This is a genomic window from Faecalibacterium sp. AM43-5AT (genome assembly GCF_003603345.1).
GTDB lineage: Bacteria > Bacillota > Clostridia > Oscillospirales > Ruminococcaceae > Faecalibacterium > Faecalibacterium taiwanense.
In genome coordinates this window covers 71,641-88,621 of record NZ_QVGZ01000005.1, presented here as the reverse complement: position 1 = coordinate 88,621, position 16,981 = coordinate 71,641, and the positions used below count along the sequence as shown (strand labels likewise).

Annotated in this window: 13 protein-coding genes; 10 read left to right on the top strand and 3 right to left on the bottom strand. The window is 56.4% G+C overall.

The features are described 5' to 3' along the window. Positions 1–9 precede the first annotated feature (9 nt). Positions 10–1,011: an acyltransferase family protein gene (locus tag DW937_RS08145; protein WP_120020504.1), complete on the top strand. Its 1,002-nt coding sequence runs from the start codon at positions 10–12 to the stop codon at positions 1,009–1,011. A gap of 66 nt (positions 1,012–1,077) precedes the next feature. On the opposite strand, the gene DW937_RS08140 is transcribed toward DW937_RS08145, so the two are convergent. The 3 genes from DW937_RS08140 to DW937_RS08125 form a co-directional block, all read right to left on the bottom strand. Next, positions 1,078–1,926, bottom strand: a complete 849-nt coding sequence (locus DW937_RS08140; protein ID WP_120120608.1) for a transporter substrate-binding domain-containing protein — start codon at positions 1,924–1,926, stop codon at positions 1,078–1,080. A 414-nt stretch (positions 1,927–2,340) separates the two neighbouring features. Beyond that, positions 2,341–3,153 carry an amino acid ABC transporter ATP-binding protein gene (locus DW937_RS08130; RefSeq protein WP_118529028.1) on the bottom strand — a complete coding sequence of 271 codons (813 nt, stop codon included), beginning with the start codon at positions 3,151–3,153 and terminating at the stop codon, positions 2,341–2,343. Between the two features lie 18 nt (positions 3,154–3,171). After that, the gene (locus tag DW937_RS08125; RefSeq protein ID WP_097775067.1) at positions 3,172–3,855 is read right to left on the bottom strand and encodes an amino acid ABC transporter permease; all 684 of its coding nucleotides are present in this window, start codon (positions 3,853–3,855) and stop codon (positions 3,172–3,174) included. A 403-nt stretch (positions 3,856–4,258) separates the two neighbouring features. Here DW937_RS08125 and DW937_RS08120 point away from each other — a divergent pair, with 403 nt between their 5' ends. The 9 genes from DW937_RS08120 (at position 4,259) to DW937_RS08080 (ending at position 16,969) form a co-directional block, all read left to right on the top strand. After that, positions 4,259–5,248, top strand: coding sequence for an NAD(P)H-dependent glycerol-3-phosphate dehydrogenase (locus DW937_RS08120; protein ID WP_343214660.1), 990 nt, complete (start codon positions 4,259–4,261; stop codon positions 5,246–5,248). Between the two features lie 215 nt (positions 5,249–5,463). Next, positions 5,464–6,261: a zinc dependent phospholipase C family protein gene (locus DW937_RS08115; protein WP_120120607.1), complete on the top strand. Its 798-nt coding sequence runs from the start codon at positions 5,464–5,466 to the stop codon at positions 6,259–6,261. A 51-nt stretch (positions 6,262–6,312) separates the two neighbouring features. Next, complete coding sequence (locus DW937_RS08110) at positions 6,313–7,569, top strand: MFS transporter (RefSeq protein ID WP_120020507.1); 1,257 nt, start codon at positions 6,313–6,315, stop codon at positions 7,567–7,569. A 234-nt stretch (positions 7,570–7,803) separates the two neighbouring features. Then, positions 7,804–10,554 (top strand): insulinase family protein, encoded by a 2,751-nt coding sequence (locus tag DW937_RS08105; RefSeq protein ID WP_120120606.1) that lies wholly within the window; start codon positions 7,804–7,806, stop codon positions 10,552–10,554. A gap of 377 nt (positions 10,555–10,931) precedes the next feature. Next, positions 10,932–12,293 carry a magnesium transporter gene (gene mgtE, locus DW937_RS08100; RefSeq protein ID WP_120120605.1) on the top strand — a complete coding sequence of 454 codons (1,362 nt, stop codon included), beginning with the start codon at positions 10,932–10,934 and terminating at the stop codon, positions 12,291–12,293. 487 nt (positions 12,294–12,780) lie between these two features. Continuing rightward, positions 12,781–13,827, top strand: coding sequence for a substrate-binding domain-containing protein (locus DW937_RS08095; protein ID WP_120120604.1), 1,047 nt, complete (start codon positions 12,781–12,783; stop codon positions 13,825–13,827). A gap of 163 nt (positions 13,828–13,990) precedes the next feature. Further along, entirely contained in the window at positions 13,991–15,532 is a 1,542-nt protein-coding gene (locus DW937_RS08090) for a sugar ABC transporter ATP-binding protein (RefSeq protein ID WP_120120603.1), read from the top strand. Between the two features lie 18 nt (positions 15,533–15,550). Next, positions 15,551–16,549: a beta-methylgalactoside transporter gene (locus tag DW937_RS08085; RefSeq protein ID WP_097775075.1), complete on the top strand. Its 999-nt coding sequence runs from the start codon at positions 15,551–15,553 to the stop codon at positions 16,547–16,549. Between the two features lie 99 nt (positions 16,550–16,648). After that, on the top strand, positions 16,649–16,969 hold the full coding sequence (locus DW937_RS08080; protein WP_097775076.1) for a hypothetical protein: 321 nt from the start codon (positions 16,649–16,651) through the stop codon (positions 16,967–16,969). Positions 16,970–16,981: the final 12 nt, after the last annotated feature.

Genomic DNA, 16,981 nt, shown 5'->3' with positions numbered 1-16,981 from the left:
AAGAAGACTATGGACAAAACAAAACAGGAAAGTGATTATTTTTATATCTGGAAAGCTTTAGCATGCACCCTTGTGGTATTTATTCACTGCCCATTTCCTGGTGCTGCCAGATGGATTTTAACGGCGGCAGCGCGGATCAGTGTACCGTTTTTCTTTTCGGTATCCGGCTGGTATCTGTTCCGAACCGATGACTCCGAACAGCAGGTGGAACAGCTGAAAGGCAAAATAAAAAAGACGGCACATATGCTGCTCCGAGTTGGTGCAGCGTACACCCTGTTTGCAGTGATAGTGGAACTGTCTGTGGGAACATTTATTCCTGAATGGCTTTCAGAAAAATTCAGCATTTCTGAAATTTTAAAGCTACTGGTGTATAACAGTAATAGTCTGGTAGACAGCTACGCATGGCATTTATGGTGGCTGTTTGCCATGCTGAACTGCTACGTAGTGCTTTACTGCTGGAAAAAACTGTGCAAAGATTTTAACTTGGAAAAATATGGCAATAAAATTGGCATAGTGCTTTTGGCGGTGATGCTTATCTTGCAGGCAGTTGTTCCACAAAAGTTGGCATGGTATCGGAACTGGCTTTTTGAAGGAATGCCGTTTATTCTGATTGGAATATATGCCCAAAAGAATAGACTGCCCGCGATGTTTAAACTGCCGACAGCTTTTTGGCTTGTGATGAGCGTTCTGGAGGCTCATGCTTTTGGAAAGAAAGAAATTTATTTCAGCACGGTGCTGGCAGTGCTTTCAATTCTGAACAGGGGACATTTTACAAGTTTTGCATGGATGTCGGAACGACTGAAAAAGGTATTGGTTCATATTGGCAGGGAGCTGTCTGCTGAAGTTTACTGCTACCATCTGATGATTTATACCACCTTGATTTTTCAGATCCATATAGATGGTGATGTATGGGGAGTGTGCAGAACGTTTCTGGTGCTGGGCTTATCGATGCTTCTTGCAGAACTGTTATACCGGACAAAAGTAAAAACACATAAAAAGCAGTTAGTATAATAATAAAAAGACCCTCGATCCTTAGCTTTCAAAGGACTGAGGGTCTTTTACGATTTGAGAAAAGCTTTAGTTCTCCGCAGAAATATCCTGACCGAAATACTTTTCGCTCAGCTCCTTCAGGGTGCCGTCGGCACGCAGCTCGTCGATGGCGGTGTTGATGGCATCCAGCAGGGTGGCGCTGGCATCGCCCTTGCGCAGAGGAATGGCAACGTGGGATGCGTCCTCGGTCTGGGCCACCAGCTTGAAATCTGCATCCGGGTGGACGTTCAGGTAATCGTAGAAGGAGACATCAGCGTTCAGGGTGGCATCGATGCGGCCGGCGGTGAGCAGCTGGATGGTTTCTTCCAGCGTGTCGATGCCCTGTACGGTGGCACCATAGCTTTCGGCCAGTTCCATGTAGGTGGAAGCAAGGCTGTTGGCGGTGGTCTTGCCCTTCAGGTCTTCAAAGCTGGTGATCTCGTCGTTATCCTTGCGGACGGCAAGGGCAGTGTGGATGTAGCCGTAGGGCTCGGTGAAATCATAGGTCTTGGCGCGCTCATCGGTCACTTCCACGCCGTTGCACACGATGTCGTAGCGGCCTGCGTCCAGACCGGCAAACAGGCTGTCCCAGTCGCTTTCCACGTACTCCGGCTCCACGCCCAGCTTTTCGGCAATGGCGCGGGAGACTTCCACATCGTAGCCTACCAGAGTATCGGATTCGTCGTGGTAGCTCCAGGGCTGCCATGCGCCTTCCAGTGCAACAATCAGCTTGCCGCTGGACTGGATGTTGGACAGCTGGTCGCCGGCAGCAGGAGCCACAGAGGCGGCCGTGCCGGAAGCAGCGGTGCTGCCGGAAGAATTGGAGCAGCCGGACAGAGTCAGCACGCCGGCAGCGGCCATGACGCTCATAAGAGAAATAAAGGTTCTGCGTTTCATAATGATAAGTCCTTTCAGTAGATACTATAAGTTGGCAGGTCATCGGGAAGCTTTCTCCTCGGACGCGAGTACGGGTTGCGGCACCCAGCGGATGCTTCGTGCTTTGAGCAGCACTCGCATCCTGCTGGCCGCTGTCCCAACAGCAACTTCCTGTTTCCGCCACTGGCGGCGGTCGTTGCTGTTGCAGGCCATTCCATCGCCCGCCCTATTGCCTTCGGCAACAGGGTCCCACCCCAGCGGACGGTCCTCAGAGAAACTTCCCGCCGTCCTGCTGGGACAGATGCAGCTGTCCATTACGACCCTTTTGGTGAAAATGTGTTTGGAGCGGCCCGCAGGCCGCGACAAACACGAAATAAAAACAAAATCCCGCTGATTATGGCCAGAGCGAAGCGGAGGCCATTCTAAATGGTAACCTCACTCGGTGTGAGCGATCTTGCGCAAAAATTCGCGGGTGCGCTCCTCTTTGGGGTTGGCGAAAAACTCATGCGAGGGAGCCTGCTCCACTACCACGCCGTTCTCCATGAAAACGGTCTTGGAGGAAACATTGCGGGCAAAACCCATCTCGTGGGTGACCACCAGCATGGTCATGCCCTCTTCGGCCAGCTGCCGCATCACGGCCAGCACTTCGCCAGTCAGCTCCGGGTCAAGGGCTGAAGTCGGCTCGTCAAAATAGATGATCTCCGGGTCGGAGGCCAGCGCACGGGCAATGGCCACGCGCTGCTGCTGGCCGCCGGAAAGCTGGCGCGGATAGTAGTCGGCTCGGTCGGCAAGGCCCACCTTTTCCAGCATCCTCATGCCAACGGCATCCGCCTGCTCTTTGGGCATTTTGCGGGCAATGATGAGGCCCTCGGTCACGTTCTGCAGGGCAGTCTTGTTGCGGAACAGATTGTAGCTCTGGAACACAAAGGCCGTCTTTTTGCGCAGCCGGGCAATGTCGGCGCGGCTGGCCTTGGCAAGGTCGAACGTCTCGCCGTCAAAGGTGAGCTGGCCTGCGTCGGCAGTCTCCAGAAAGTTCAGACAGCGCAGCAGGGTGGTCTTGCCGGAGCCGGAGGGGCCGAGGATGGCCACTACATCGCCCTTTTCCACGGTCAGGTCCACGCCGCGCAGCACCTGCAGCTCGCTGGTCACTTTGCGTGCACCGGGCCGGTGGAAGATGCCTGCCTGCAGGCGGGGCTTTGTGTAGGTGAAAAAGGACTTGTGGACGTTTTTGATCTCTAACATGGACATGGTTGCCACACTCCTTTCTTACTGGAAGCCGTGGGCGTTGAGCCGACGTTCCAGCAGTGCCTGCAGCTTGGTAATGACCGTGCAGAACAGCAGATACACCACGGCCACCTCACAGTAGATGGGCAGGAAGATGTAGGTGCGGGCGGCCACGCGCTGACCGGCCATGAACAGCTCGGCTACCGTGATATTGGACGCCAGCGAGGTGTCCTTGATCATGCCGATGAGCGAGTTGGAGAGGGCGGGCACTGCGGTGCGCAGGGCCTGCGGCAGCACGATGCGGCGCATGATCTGCCACCAGCTCATGCCCACGCAGTAACCGGCTTCCAGCTGGCCCTGCGGCACGCTTTCCAGTGCGCCGCGCATGGTCTCGGCACAGTAGGCACCCTCGTTGAAGGCAAAGGCGATGACCGCAGCAGGGAAAGCGTCCAGCATGATGCCCACGCTGGGCAGACCATAAAAGATGATGAACAGCTGCACCAGCAGCGGCGTGCCGCGGATGACCCAGATGTAGAACCGCGCGATCTGCCGCAGCACCGGCACATTGGCGTACTGCACCAGCGCAACGGCCACGGCAATGATCATGGCAAAAAAGAAGGAGACCAGCGTGAGCGGGATGGTCATGGTAAGGCCTGCCGTGAGGATACGGGGCAGGGCCTCCGCCAGCACGCTGACCGTACGGTTGGAAAGAAATGCTTCAAACATGAAAAATGTTCCCTCAGAACGGTATTCAAATACTTTGTAAATCGGAAGAACAAAGGTATTATAAGGCTTGGAGTGCGCTTGAAGTCAAGGGCTTTTTCTAAAATTCCTACAAAACCTACCAGAATACTATAGCATGAATCCGGATGGAGTGCAAACGGTTTGCTCAAAACGCGTGATGTGTACAAAAACGGACGACTCATCTGGAAAACTTTGTGCAATGCGGCAAGCGGTTGACGGCGCACCGGCTTTCGTGTACAATGAACATAACAACGCGCACCGGGCTTGGCCCGGCACAGGCGCAAATTCACCGCAGAGGGTGCAGTGCCCTTTGCGCGGTGCAGACACGGAGGACACGAACGTGACGAAGAAAAAAATTGGCGTTCTGGGTGCAGGTACCTGGGGCATGGCTCTGGCACGGATGCTGTGTGTCAGCGGCAATGATGTGCAGGTGTGGTCGGCGCTTCCGGCTGAGGTGGAGAACCTTTCCGCTACGCGGGTGCACCCCAATCTGCCGGGCATGAAGATCCCGGAAGAGCTGCAGTTTACCAAGAGCATTGAGGAAGTGTGCACTGGCAAGGATGTGCTGCTGTTTGCAGTGCCGTCGGTATTTGTGCGCTCCACCACGGCCAAGGCCCGGCCTTACATCCCGGACGGCCAGATCCTTGTGGACGTTGCCAAGGGCATGGAGCCGGACACCTTATATACCATGACCGAGGTCATCGCCGACGAGCTGAACAAAGAGGGTGGCCCCCAAAACGCAAAGCTGGTGGCCCTTTCCGGCCCGACCCATGCGGAAGAGGTGGCGCTGGACATGCCCACCACCATCGTTTCGGCCTGCCCGGATGAAGCCGCTGCCGAGTATGTGCAGGATGTGTTCAGCAACACCTGTATGCGTGTGTACACCAACGCCGACATCAAGGGCGTGGAGCTGAGCGGCGCGCTGAAGAATGTGATTGCGCTGGGTGTTGGCATCTCCACCGGCCTTGGCTACGGCGACAACGCCCGCGCAGCCCTCATCACCCGCGGCATTGCCGAGATCGCCCGGCTGGGCGTGGCCATGGGCTGCAACATCCACACCTTTGCGGGTCTGGCCGGTATCGGCGACCTGATCGTGACGGCGACCAGTATGCACAGCCGCAACAACCGCGCCGGCATTCTGATCGGCAAGGGCAAAAGCCCGGAGCAGGCCGTGAAGGAGGTCGGCATGGTGGTGGAGGGCATCAATGCACTGCCTGCCGCTATGGAGCTGGCAGCAAAGTACAATGTGGAAATGCCCATTGTGCAGACGGTGAACGCCATCGTGAAGGAGGGCATGAGCGCCAGCGACGCGCTGCGCACCCTGATGGACCGCAACCGGAAGAACGAGATGCCGCAGGGCTACGAAAAAGTCTGAATTTTAAGGGAGAAGGCACAGCTGTCTGCAGATGGCTGTGCCTTTTTTGCTGCGCGGCCTGCCCACTGGCCGAAAACACAAAATAATTCAAATTTTTTACCGAAATCAGACGTAAAAGGGTAGAAGGTCGGGAAACTTTCTGCTATACTGAAACAGAACGCAAAAACCGGGGGACGTTTTGTGCACCCTGTCGGAGAGAAAGAGAGGAATCTGCCATGCCGTCAACTTATGCACACCGCCGCTTTGGCACCAATGTGCTGGAACATCTGCCGGATGAACTGCGTGCTCAGCTGGAACAGAACCGTGAGCTTTACGATATCGGCCTGCACGGGCCGGACCTGCTGTTTTATTACCATGCTGCCAAGTCCAACCCGGTGGGTGCATTGGGCAATGCCATGCACGAGGAGCCGGGGCGGGTCTTTTTTGACCGGGCGCGTAAGGTGGTGCACTGCGAGACGGATCGGGATGCCGCACTGGCCTATGCACTGGGTTTTGTTTGCCACTTTGCGCTGGACAGCACCTGCCACCCGTATGTGGAGCAGTTCACCCGGGAAAGCGGCGTGACCCACTGCGAGATCGAGACCGAGTTTGACAACATGCTGCTGCGCCGGGACGGATACGACCCGCTGAAGTTTTTCACAGCCAGCCATATCCACCCGTCGGAACAGAATGCAAAGGCAATCGCGCCCTTTTACGAGGGCATCTCGGAGCAGGTGGCACTGGAAGCGCTCAAGGGCATGATCTCAGTGCACAGGCTGCTGCAGGTATCCAATCCTGTCAAGCGCTGGGTGGTGCTGACAGGCATGAAGGTGGTGGGCAAATACGACATGCTGCACGGCCTTGTGGCAGATCCGCAGCCGAACCCGAAGTGCGTGGAGAGCGGCAAGCGGCTGGAAGAACTGTATGCGCAGGCGCTTCCGCTGGCAGAAACGCTGATTTTGGAATTTGTGGCAAAGCTGGACACGGACCAGCCCCTGAGCAAGGCCTTTGACCACACCTTCGGGGAGTTTTGAGCGGGCACAAAAAATGAGGGTGCACCGCCCGGCGGTGCGAGAGGAAACAAGATGAAACATGAAAAATTCAAGATGACACCGCTGGAACGCGCGTGGATCCTGTACGATGTGGGCAACTCGGCCTTTGTGCTGATGATCGCCACACTGGTGCCCATTTTCTTTAATGCGCTGGCCGAGGCCGGGGGATTGAGTCCGGTGAACTATCTGGCCTACTGGGGCTATGCAAGCTCGGTGGTCACGGTGATCACGGCAGTGCTGGGACCGATTTTGGGCACGCTGGCCGATACCAGAGGCTTTAAAAAGCCCATCTTCATGCTCTGCCTGTTCGTGGGCGTGGCAGGCTGCTGTGCCATGGGCCTTGCCACTACTTGGCTTCCGTTCCTGATCATCTTCATCCTTGCAAAGATCGGCTTTTCGGGCAGTCTGGTGTTCTACGATTCCATGCTGGGCGATGTGACCACCCCGGAACGCATGGATGTTGTGTCTTCGCAGGGCTATGCATGGGGCTACATTGGCAGCTGCGTGCCCTTTGTGGTGTGTCTGGCACTGGTGCTGGGCAGCGGGGCTATCGGTCTGAGCCAGATGACCGCCCTTTCCGTGGCGCTGCTCATCACCGCTGTGTGGTGGCTGGGCACCACCTTGCCGCTGCTGCGGAACTATAAGCAGATCAACTATGTGGAGGTAGAGCAGCACGCCATCCGGCAGAGCTTTGTGCGCATCGGCCACACCCTCAAGCATCTGCGCGAGGATAAGCAGGTGTTCTGGTTCCTGCTGGCCTTCTTCTGCTACATCGATGGCGTGTATACCATCATCGATATGGCCACCGCCTACGGCACGGCACTGGGGCTGGAGACCACCGGCCTTTTGCTGGCCCTGCTGGTAACGCAGATCGTGGCCTTCCCTTCGGCGCTGATCTTTGGACGGCTGAGTGCAAAATACCCGTCCAGCCAGCTTATCCCGGTCTGCATCGCGGCCTACACCGGCATTGCGGTGTTCGCCTTCTTCCTGACCAGCCAGTGGCAGTTCTGGGTACTGGCCGTGCTGGTGGGCATGTTCCAGGGCGGCGTGCAGGCACTGAGCCGCAGCCACTTTGCCAAGATCATCCCGGCGGAAAAATCCGGCGAATACTTTGGCCTGTTCGACATCTGCGGCAAGGGCGCGTCCTTCCTTGGCACCATGATCGTGAGCGTGGGCAGCCAGCTGACCGGCAGCGCCAATGTGGGCATTGGGATGCTGGCGCTGCTGTTTGCAGTGGGCTTTGTGCTGTTCCGGGTGTCCTGCCGGACTGAGGGTGCAAAACAGGTGTGAAAAATACGATTTAAAATTGCCGATGCTTTCGCTTTGGCAATATCAGAGGAAATATTATTTTATAATTTTGCAAACAAGCCAGCCCTGCGGGGCCGGCTTGTTTCCTTTTTCACGGGAAGCGAATGGTTGAAAATCGTCCTTCTGGTTATTATTAACAAACCGGTAATTGTCTTTTTGAGCGGCGAATGATACAATAGTGTCAAACGATTTCAAAACCACAAAGGAGAAAACGAAATGGAACGATTTCCCGGTTATACCCTCGTGCGTACCGAGGACTGCCCTGAACAGCACGGAACCCTGACCGTGCTTACCCACGATGTGAGCGGTGCCACGGTGCTGCTGGTGGAAAATGAGGATACCAACAAGGCGTTTGGCATCGGCTTTGGCACCTTCCCGTCCGATGACACCGGCGTGTTCCACATTCTGGAGCACTCGGTGCTGGCAGGCAGCGAAAAATACCCGGTGACCTCGCCGTTCTTGCAGCTGCTCAAAAGCAGCATGGCATCTTTCCTGAATGCGATGACCTTCCCGGATAAGACGGTCTACCCGTTTGCTACGCCCAATGAGACCGACTTCAAAAACCTGATGGATGTCTACCTGAACGCGGTGTTCTGCCCGCTGGCCATGGTGGACAAGAGCGTGTTTGAGCAGGAGGGCTGGCACCGCAGTGCCGACGGCACCGTGAGCGGAGTGGTGTACAACGAGATGCAGGGCGCTCTGGCTGCACCGGATGCTCAGTTGGAAAATGCACTGGAACGGGCCATGTTCCCGGATACGGCCTACGGCTTTGTTTCCGGCGGCGACCCGGCCAGCATCCCGGCGCTGACCTATGAAAAGTATAAGCGGGTATATCACCGCCACTACAGCGCCGACAACTGCTGCATTACCCTCTATGGCAAAATGGATATGGCTGAAAAGCTGGAACTGCTGGACGGGGATTATCTTTCAAAAATGCCCAAGGGCACCAGCCGTCCGCAGCTGACCGTGCAGCACGAGCAGGCGGGTGCCTGCGTGGAACTGCCCTACTATACCGAAAACCCGGAGCCGGACGAGGTGCAGTGTGCTCTGGCATGGTACACCGGTGCCTTTGCAGACCGGGAGCGGCAGCTGGGCGTGGAGATCCTGCTGGATGCCCTGCTTGGCACCAATAACTCCCCGCTGAAGGCGGCGCTGCTGGCCGAAAAGCTGGGCGCAGATATTGACATTGGCTTTGACGACAGCACCCTGCAGCCGGTGCTGGAACTGGTGCTGCGCGGTGCCACCGAGGGGAGCGCTCGCAAGTTTGCTGCCGCTGTGCGCAAGGCGGTAGACGGCATTCTGGCCGAGGGCATCCCGCAAGAACTGCTGTTGGCTTCGCTGAACGCAGCAGAGTTTGCATCGCTGGAGCGCCCGGGCACCCTGCCAGACGGCGTGCTGGATGCCATCAACGCTTCCACCGGTTGGCTGCACACCGGCGACCCTGCCCTGCTGCTGCACACGGACAGGCTGTTTGCTTCCCTGCGGGAAAAGATGGCCGCTGGCTGGTTCGATGGGCTGCTGCGTGAGCTGTTTGCACCGGCTCCGGTGCAGGTGGTGCAGGTGCCCACCCTGCCTGAAAAGGAGGAGGGCGAACCCATCCGCACCGACGGCAAGCTTGTGCTGGAGCACCCGCTGACCGTTGCCGACCTTGGCGACGGAGCAAGGACGGCCCCAGGCGAGCGGGAACTTCTGGCCGGTGCGCAGCTGGTGCATCACCCTTCGGCAGGCAACCTGTACCTGAACTTCTACTATGACCTTGGCAATGTGAAGCCCGAGGACATGCCGTATCTGGACCTGCTGACCGATGTGCTGGACGAGCTGGACAGCACCGAACACACCGCTCAGCAGCTGAACACTCTGCGCAGCACATGGCTGGGCGACAGCCGCACCCAGCTGGACATCTGGACCGGGCGGCAGGAGGGTGCACCCTGCCACGCCAAGCTGAGCCTGTGCCTGAGCCTTCTGGAACGCAGTCTGGAAAAGGCTGTGGAGCTGGGCGGCGAATGGCTGTATGATACCATCCTCACCGGCCCGGCGGCAGAAGCTGCCTTTGCACGGGTGATGAGCCAGCAGAAGCTGAACATGGAACAGCAGTTCATCCAGCAGGGCAACGTATACGCAGCCACCCGCGCCAGTGCCCACTACACGGTGGACGGTGCGGTGAGTGAACGCTGCAGCGGTGTGAGCTATTACAGGTTCTTGTGCGGCGTGCAGGAGCGCGGCAATTGGGCAGCACTGGGCGAAAAGCTGGATGCCCTGCGCACAGAGGTGCTGCAGCACGCGGAGCTGACGGTCAGCCTGTATGGCAGCGAGGATGCCCTTGCAAGGCTGCGCACTCTGCTGCCGGACAGCCGCTTTGCTGCCGAGGGCCGCGCTGCGGCAAAGCCCTATGTGGAACCGCTGACACCGCCGGTGAACGAAGCATTTATCATTGACGGCAGTGTGAACTACGATGTACAGGTATGGCCCATGGAGCGCCGCAGCGACCGCAAGGCGCTGGCCCGCGTGATGAGCTACGAATACCTGTGGCACAACATCCGCGAGGTGGGCGGCGCTTACGGCACTGGAATGCTCTCCTCGGACGGCGTGGAATACCTGTACACCTACCGCGACCCCCATGTAAAGGAAAGCTACGACACCTTTGCAAAAGGCCCGGCAGAGCTGGCAGCACGGGAGTACACCGAAAAAGATCTGAACGATTTTATTGTGGGTACTGTGGCCAAGCTGGACACCCCCCGCAAGCCGCGTGCTGAGGCCCGCGAGACGGACCGCCGGTATTTCTGCGGCATCACGGATGAAATGATGGCGGCAGACCGCAAAGCCCTGTGTGCGGTGGATGCCGCACTGCTGAAGGAGCAGGCCGCAGAGCTGGGTGCCGCCATGGCAAACGGCGTGCGGGTGGTGTTTGGCAGCAAGGATGCTGTGGAAGCCGCAAAAGAACTGTTTGATACGGTAGAGACCCTGTAAGCAAAGAGCCTTCCATCCCGCCCGGGACATGCGCTGACAGGATAAAAGTGCCTGATGATACGAAAAATGTCATCGGGCACTTTTACTTTTTGTAAAGAAACGGAAAAATTTAAAAAGCAGGGTTGACGCGGCAAAAAAGCAGTGGTAAAGTAATGGGCGGAAAAGGCAAAAAGTGTCTTTTTACAACAGGAAAACGAGGTGGTTGTCATGGAACCTGCTGGCAGTAGCAGCAGTCTTTCTCCCCGATTATTTTATATAATGGCAGCCGCCGTTTCTGCTTTGCGCAGACCCTGCTGTGTGTGAATGCACACGGTGCGTGTTTGTGTTTCCTGAAAAGAAGAAACGAGAGCTGCCACTGAAAAGGAGGCAGCTTTTTTATGTCTGAAATCTCGATCGATACCCTCAAGACCATGCTGGCAAATCTGGACGATGCCAAGAAATACCAGAGCTTGCGGGATGTGATGGAAACTCTGCCCGCGCCTGACCTTGCGGCGGTGTTTGAGGATCTGCCCGCAGAAAAGCTCCCGGTGCTGTTCCGTCTGTGCCCGAAGGATCTGGCCGCAGATGTGTTCACCGAACTGACCCCTGAGACCCAGCAGAAGCTGATCGACGGCCTGACCGATACCGAGCTGAAGGCTGTGGTGGACGAACTGTTCGTGGACGATGCCACCGACCTTGTGGAGGAAATGCCTGCCAACGTGGTCAAGCGCATTCTGGGTCAGGCCGACCCCGCCACCCGCCGCATGATCAATGAGCTGCTCAAGTACCCGGAGGACTCAGCCGGCGGCGTGATGACCACCGAGCTGATGGAGCTGCGGCCGGACATGACCGTGGCACAGGCCATGGAGGCCATCCGCAGGAATGGCTTTGACAAGGAGACCATCAACAACTGCTATGTGACCGATGACAGCCGCAGGCTGATCGGCGTGGTGTCCCTGCGGGCGCTGGTGCTGGCAAAGAACACAGAAGAGCCTATCAAGGACCTGATGGATTTCAATGTGGTCAGCGTGAGCACCACCACCGATCAGGAGGATGTTTCCAACCTGTTCGAGAAATACGGCTTTCTGGCCATTCCGGTCGTGGACGCGGAAAACCGGCTGGTGGGCATCGTGACCATTGATGATGCTATCAGCATCCTGCAGGATGAGGCCAGCGAAGATATTGCAAAGATGAACGCAATCGGCCCCTCCGACAAGCCCTACTTCAAGCAGAGCATGTGGGACCTGTACAAGAGCCGCGCACCGTGGCTGCTGTTTTTAATGATCAGCGCCACCTTCTCCAGCATGGTCATCCGCGGATACGAGGATGCACTGGCCGCTGTGACCGTGCTGACCGCCTACATCCCCATGCTGACCGACGCAGGCGGCAACGCGGGCAGCCAGAGCACTTCCACCATCATCCGCGGCATGGCAGTGGGCGACATCCAGCCCCACGACCTGCCCCGCATCCTCTGGCGTGAGAGCCGCGTAGCCCTGATGTGTGGCGGCACGCTGGCCGTATGCAATTTTGTAAAGCTGCTGGTGTTTGACCGCATCGCGGCTCCGGTGGCGCTGGTGGTGTGCCTGACTTTGATCTGCACCGTTCTGCTCTCGCAGCTGATCGGCGGCATTCTGCCGGTGGCGGCAGAAAAGCTGCATGTGGATCCGGCCGTGATGGCTTCACCCCTGATCACCACCATTGTGGATACCACCACGCTGCTGATCTACTTCAACATTGCAAAGATGCTGCTGCATCTGTAAAAGATACTCGGATCGGGATGCCCGGAGGCTCAGGAAAGCTTCCGGGCATTTTCTTTGCAAAAAGGCGGGCGGCAGGAACCGGGAATAGCAGGCGATTTGCAGAAAATTGCGGAAATGAAGCGAAAAAATGCGGAAGAACAGGGGTGAACTATTCCTGAAAATATTTTTCAAGATATACAAGAAATGAAAAAGCTGCAAAAACCGAACGATGCAACATTTTGTAATCTTTTTGAAAGAAAAACAACACATCATTTTTATATTTATCTAACGGTTGCAAAAGCATGAAAAATTGTGATGCTTCGCGAAAAGAAATCATCGACCCTATAAACCATTTGTTGAAATAGCACAAAATAAATCCGTCAATCTTGTGAACTTGTTCTCTTGAACAGTGGGGTGCTGCAAGGGTATAATACGAGCAGGAATTACAGGTGCATGCAAGATTGCTCCTGTGAAAATGCTGAGATACGAATTGAAGGAGAACATTATTATGAAAATGATTTCGCGTCGTGACTTCCTGAAGGCATCTGCTGTTGTTGGCGCAACTGCTGCTATGACCGCCTGCGGCGGCTCTTCCCCCACCAGCACCGCTGCTTCCAGCGTTGCTTCTTCCACCGCTGCTTCTGCCGCTGCTACCAACGGCTCTGCCAACATCGGCGTTTGCATCTATCAGTTTGCTGATAACTTCATGACTCTGTACCGCTCCGATCTGGAAGAGTACCTGAAGGACATGGGCTACTCCGTCACCATCATGGACGGCAAGAACGACCAGAACACCCAGACCGAGCAGATCAACACCTTCCTGCAGCAGGGCGTGGACGTGCTGGTCATCAACCCCGTGCAGACCACTTCCGCACAGACCATCGTTGATACCGTCAAGCCCTCTGAGACTCCTATCGTCTTCATCAACCGTGAGCCCGACAAGAGCGTTCTGGACTCCTACGCAGACAAGTGCTGCTACGTTGGTGCTGACGCACGTCAGTCCGGTACTTATCAGGGCGAGCTGATCCTGGAGACCGAGACTCAGGGCGATATCAACGGCGACGGCAAGATCACCTACATTATGTGCAAGGGCGACCCCGAGAACATCGATGCTCAGTACCGCACCGAGTACTCCATCAAGGCCCTGACCGATGCCGGCAAGGAAGTTGAGTGCCTGTACGAGTACCTGGACAACTGGGATCAGACCACCGCTCAGCAGGACGTTGCAAACGCTCTGTCTCAGTACGGCGACAAGATCGAAGTTGTCTTCTGCAACAACGACGCAATGGCACTGGGCGCTCTGCAGTCCATCCAGCAGGCTAACCGCACCGTCGGCAAGGACATCTATCTGGTTGGTGTCGATGCACTGGCTGAGGCTGTTCAGGACGTTCTGGATGGCAACATGACCGGTACCGTGCTGAACGACGACGTGGGTCAGGCTACCGCAGCTGCTGAGGCTACCAAGCTGTACGTTGAAGGCTCCAAGGTCGAGCAGTACTACTGGGTCGACTATGTGAAGGTGACCAAGGACAACGCTTCCGAGTACGTGAAGTAAGACCAAAGTTTTCCTGAAACAATGCAAGGTGCGCAGTGGACCTTGACGGCTTGAACAAAGCTATAAAGCGCGTGCGTGCGAGAAATATTCTCCGCGCACGCGCCTTGTTTTGAAAAAAGGTTTTTCTGCGGCCTTATAACAAACGACAAGGAGGCTCTACGGAATGTCAGAATACCGTCTGGTAATGAAAGGCGTGGTCAAGACCTTCCCCGGCGTCAAAGCGCTGGATCACGCCCAGTTGGAGCTTCGCCCCGGTAAGGTCATGGCGCTGATGGGTGAAAACGGCGCCGGTAAGTCCACACTGATGAAATGCATGTTCGGCATTTACAAGATGGACGAGGGCGAAATTGAATACGAGGGCGAAAAAGTTACCATCACCACCCCTCTGGATGCACTGAACCGCGGCATTGCCATGGTGCATCAGGAACTGCAGCCGATCCCGGCACGCACTGTGGCCGAGAACATCTGGCTGGGCCGTTACCCCACCAAAAAGTACGGTCCTGTTACGGTGGTGGATCACGCCAAAATGTACAAGGATACGGAGGAGCTGCTGAAAAAGCTGAAGCTGGAGATCAATCCCCATGCAAAGCTTGGCTCTCTGAGCATCGCACAGATGCAGATGGTGGAAATTGCAAAGGCTGTTTCCGCAAACTGCAAGGTGCTGATCCTGGACGAGCCCACTTCCTCGCTGACCGCAAACGAAGTGGAATCTCTGTTCCGCATCATGCGCGAGCTGAAGGCTCTGGGCGTGGCACTGGTCTATATCAGCCACAAGATGGACGAGATCAAGGTGATCGCGGACGAAGTCACCATCATGCGCGATGGCCAGTACATCGGTAAGTGGGACGTTGCCAACATGACCAAGGAAGAGATCATTGCAAAGATGGTCGGCCGTGAGCTGTCGAACCTGTATCCCCCGCTGGAGAACCATCCCTCGGACGAGGTCATGATGAAGGTGGAGGACTTCACCTCCATCCATCCGCGTTCCTTCCGCCACTGCAGCTTCGAGATCAAAAAAGGCGAGATCCTGGGCGTGGCCGGTCTGGTGGGCGCACAGCGCACCGAGCTGATGGAAGGCATCTTCGGCCTGCGTGCCCATACCTCTGGTAAGGTGTGGATCAAGGGCGAAGAGGTCAACATCAAGCAGCCCCGCGATGCCATCCAGAAGAGCGTTGCTCTGCTGACCGAGGACCGCCGTGCTACCGGCATTCTGGGCGTGCTGAGCGTTGCCGATAACATCTCCATTGCATCACTGGATGCCCTGCGCAAGGGCCCCATCATGCTGGACAACAAGAAGATCCTGGATCTGGTGGCTACCAACAAGGAAAAGATGGCCATCAAGGTACCCAGCCCCAAGACCCAGATCAAGAGCCTTTCCGGCGGCAACCAGCAGAAGGTGCTGATCGCCCGCTGGCTTGCCAACAACCCCGATGTGCTCATTCTGGACGAGCCTACCCGCGGCATCGACGTCGGTGCAAAGTATGAAATTTACTGCATCATCGCCGATCTGGCCAAGCAGGGCAAGAGCATTATCATGATCTCCTCCGAAATGAGCGAGATCATCGGTATGTCCAACCGTGTCATGGTCATGTGCGACGGCCGCATCACCGGCTTTATCGACGGCAAGGACGCTACGCAGGAAAACATCATGGCACTGGCTACCCAGTTCGAGACCGCACCTGACGCAGCTGCGGCAAATCAGTAATTAAGGAGGCTGTCTATCGTGGAAGCTACCAAAAAATTGAATGGCAAGGCTGTGGGCAAGTGGCTCAGCAACAACGCCATTATTATGATGATGCTGGCCATCACTCTGATCGTTGGCATCATGCACCCCAACTTCTTCTCCGGCACCAACATGATCAACCTGTTCAAGAACGTGTCCATCCGCTACATCATCGCGCTGGGCATTTCCGGCTGCCTGATCACCACCGGTAACGACCTGTCGGCCGGTCGTCTGGCTGGTTTTGCCGCCTGCCTTGCCTGCATTTTTGCGCAGACCGAGGGCGCATCCGGTAAGTTCTACCCCAACATGCACACCCTGTCCACCCCCGTGGTGTTCATTCTGGTTATTGCCATCTGCGCCATCGTGGGTCTGTGCAACGGTCTGGTGGTCAGCTACCTGAAGGTGCAGCCCTTCATTGCTACCTTGGGTATGCAGCAGGTGGTCTACGGTATCTGCCTGGTGTACACCGGCGGTACCCCCATCGGCTCTTTGAACAAAAACTTCACCTCTCTGGCCTCCAACACCATCATCGGTGTGCCTGTGCTGATCTGGATCGCTCTGATCGTGGCCGGGTGCTTCTGGTTCCTGTACAACAAGACCCGTCACGGCAAGTACATGTACGCCATCGGCGGCAACGAAGCTGCTGCTGAGGTGGCCGGTGTCAACGTCAACGCCACCAAGATCCGCATCTACATCCTGGCTTCCTGCATGTTCGGTCTGGCAGGCTGCCTGCTGGCTGCAAAGTCCGGCGGCGCATCCGTCAACACCGCACAGGGCTATGAGCTGGACGCCATCGCAGCCTGCACCATCGGCGGTGTTTCCACCACCGGCGGCGTTGGTACTGTTCCCGGCGTTCTGGTCGGCGTTCTGGTTTTTGAGCTGATGAAGGTGGCTCTGCAGTTCATGAATGTCAACTCTTCTTACACCTACATCGTTCAGGGTCTTGTCATTATCGTGGCTGTGGCCATCGATATCCGCAAGTATCTGGCAAAGAAGTAAGAGCTTTTTCTGTGGGTCGTCTGCTTTTGGGCAGGCGGCCCGCTTTTTTTATCTGCATTTGTGTGGTATTATAATAAAAACACCATCAGGAGGTACGTTATGGCACAGGAAAAACAGACACCCGAAGAGCGCGAGGCTGAACTTGCCCGCCGGGAAGCTGCCCTTGCGGCCCGGGAAGCACAGCTGGCGCAGGAACAGGCGGAGCTGGCAGGCCGGAAGGCAGACTTTGAGGAAGGCAAAAAGAGCCTGCTCAACAACGGTGACAAGAATTTTGTGAACGCGAAAGAAAAAATGTACGACCATTTTCCGCTGACCGTGCACCAGATGGATATTATCATCGGAGTGCTGTTTGCACTGATCGCACTGTTCCTTGTGCTGGGCGTGACCCACACCAGCTTCTTCGGGCTGTTCGGAGGGTAAGAATATAGGTGA

Bases quoted from the DNA above. Each gene is read 5' to 3' on its own strand.
- DW937_RS08145 (WP_120020504.1), top strand. From the start codon at position 10: ATGGACAAAACAAAACAGGAAAGTGATTATTTTTATATCTGGAAAGCT.
- DW937_RS08140 (WP_120120608.1), bottom strand. From the start codon at position 1,926: ATGAAACGCAGAACCTTTATTTCTCTTATGAGCGTCATGGCCGCTGCC.
- DW937_RS08130 (WP_118529028.1), bottom strand. From the start codon at position 3,153: ATGTCCATGTTAGAGATCAAAAACGTCCACAAGTCCTTTTTCACCTAC.
- DW937_RS08125 (WP_097775067.1), bottom strand. From the start codon at position 3,855: ATGTTTGAAGCATTTCTTTCCAACCGTACGGTCAGCGTGCTGGCGGAG.
- DW937_RS08120 (WP_343214660.1), top strand. From the start codon at position 4,259: ATGGCTCTGGCACGGATGCTGTGTGTCAGCGGCAATGATGTGCAGGTG.
- DW937_RS08115 (WP_120120607.1), top strand. From the start codon at position 5,464: ATGCCGTCAACTTATGCACACCGCCGCTTTGGCACCAATGTGCTGGAA.
- DW937_RS08110 (WP_120020507.1), top strand. From the start codon at position 6,313: ATGAAACATGAAAAATTCAAGATGACACCGCTGGAACGCGCGTGGATC.
- DW937_RS08105 (WP_120120606.1), top strand. From the start codon at position 7,804: ATGGAACGATTTCCCGGTTATACCCTCGTGCGTACCGAGGACTGCCCT.
- mgtE (WP_120120605.1), top strand. From the start codon at position 10,932: ATGTCTGAAATCTCGATCGATACCCTCAAGACCATGCTGGCAAATCTG.
- DW937_RS08095 (WP_120120604.1), top strand. From the start codon at position 12,781: ATGAAAATGATTTCGCGTCGTGACTTCCTGAAGGCATCTGCTGTTGTT.
- DW937_RS08090 (WP_120120603.1), top strand. From the start codon at position 13,991: ATGTCAGAATACCGTCTGGTAATGAAAGGCGTGGTCAAGACCTTCCCC.
- DW937_RS08080 (WP_097775076.1), top strand. From the start codon at position 16,649: ATGGCACAGGAAAAACAGACACCCGAAGAGCGCGAGGCTGAACTTGCC.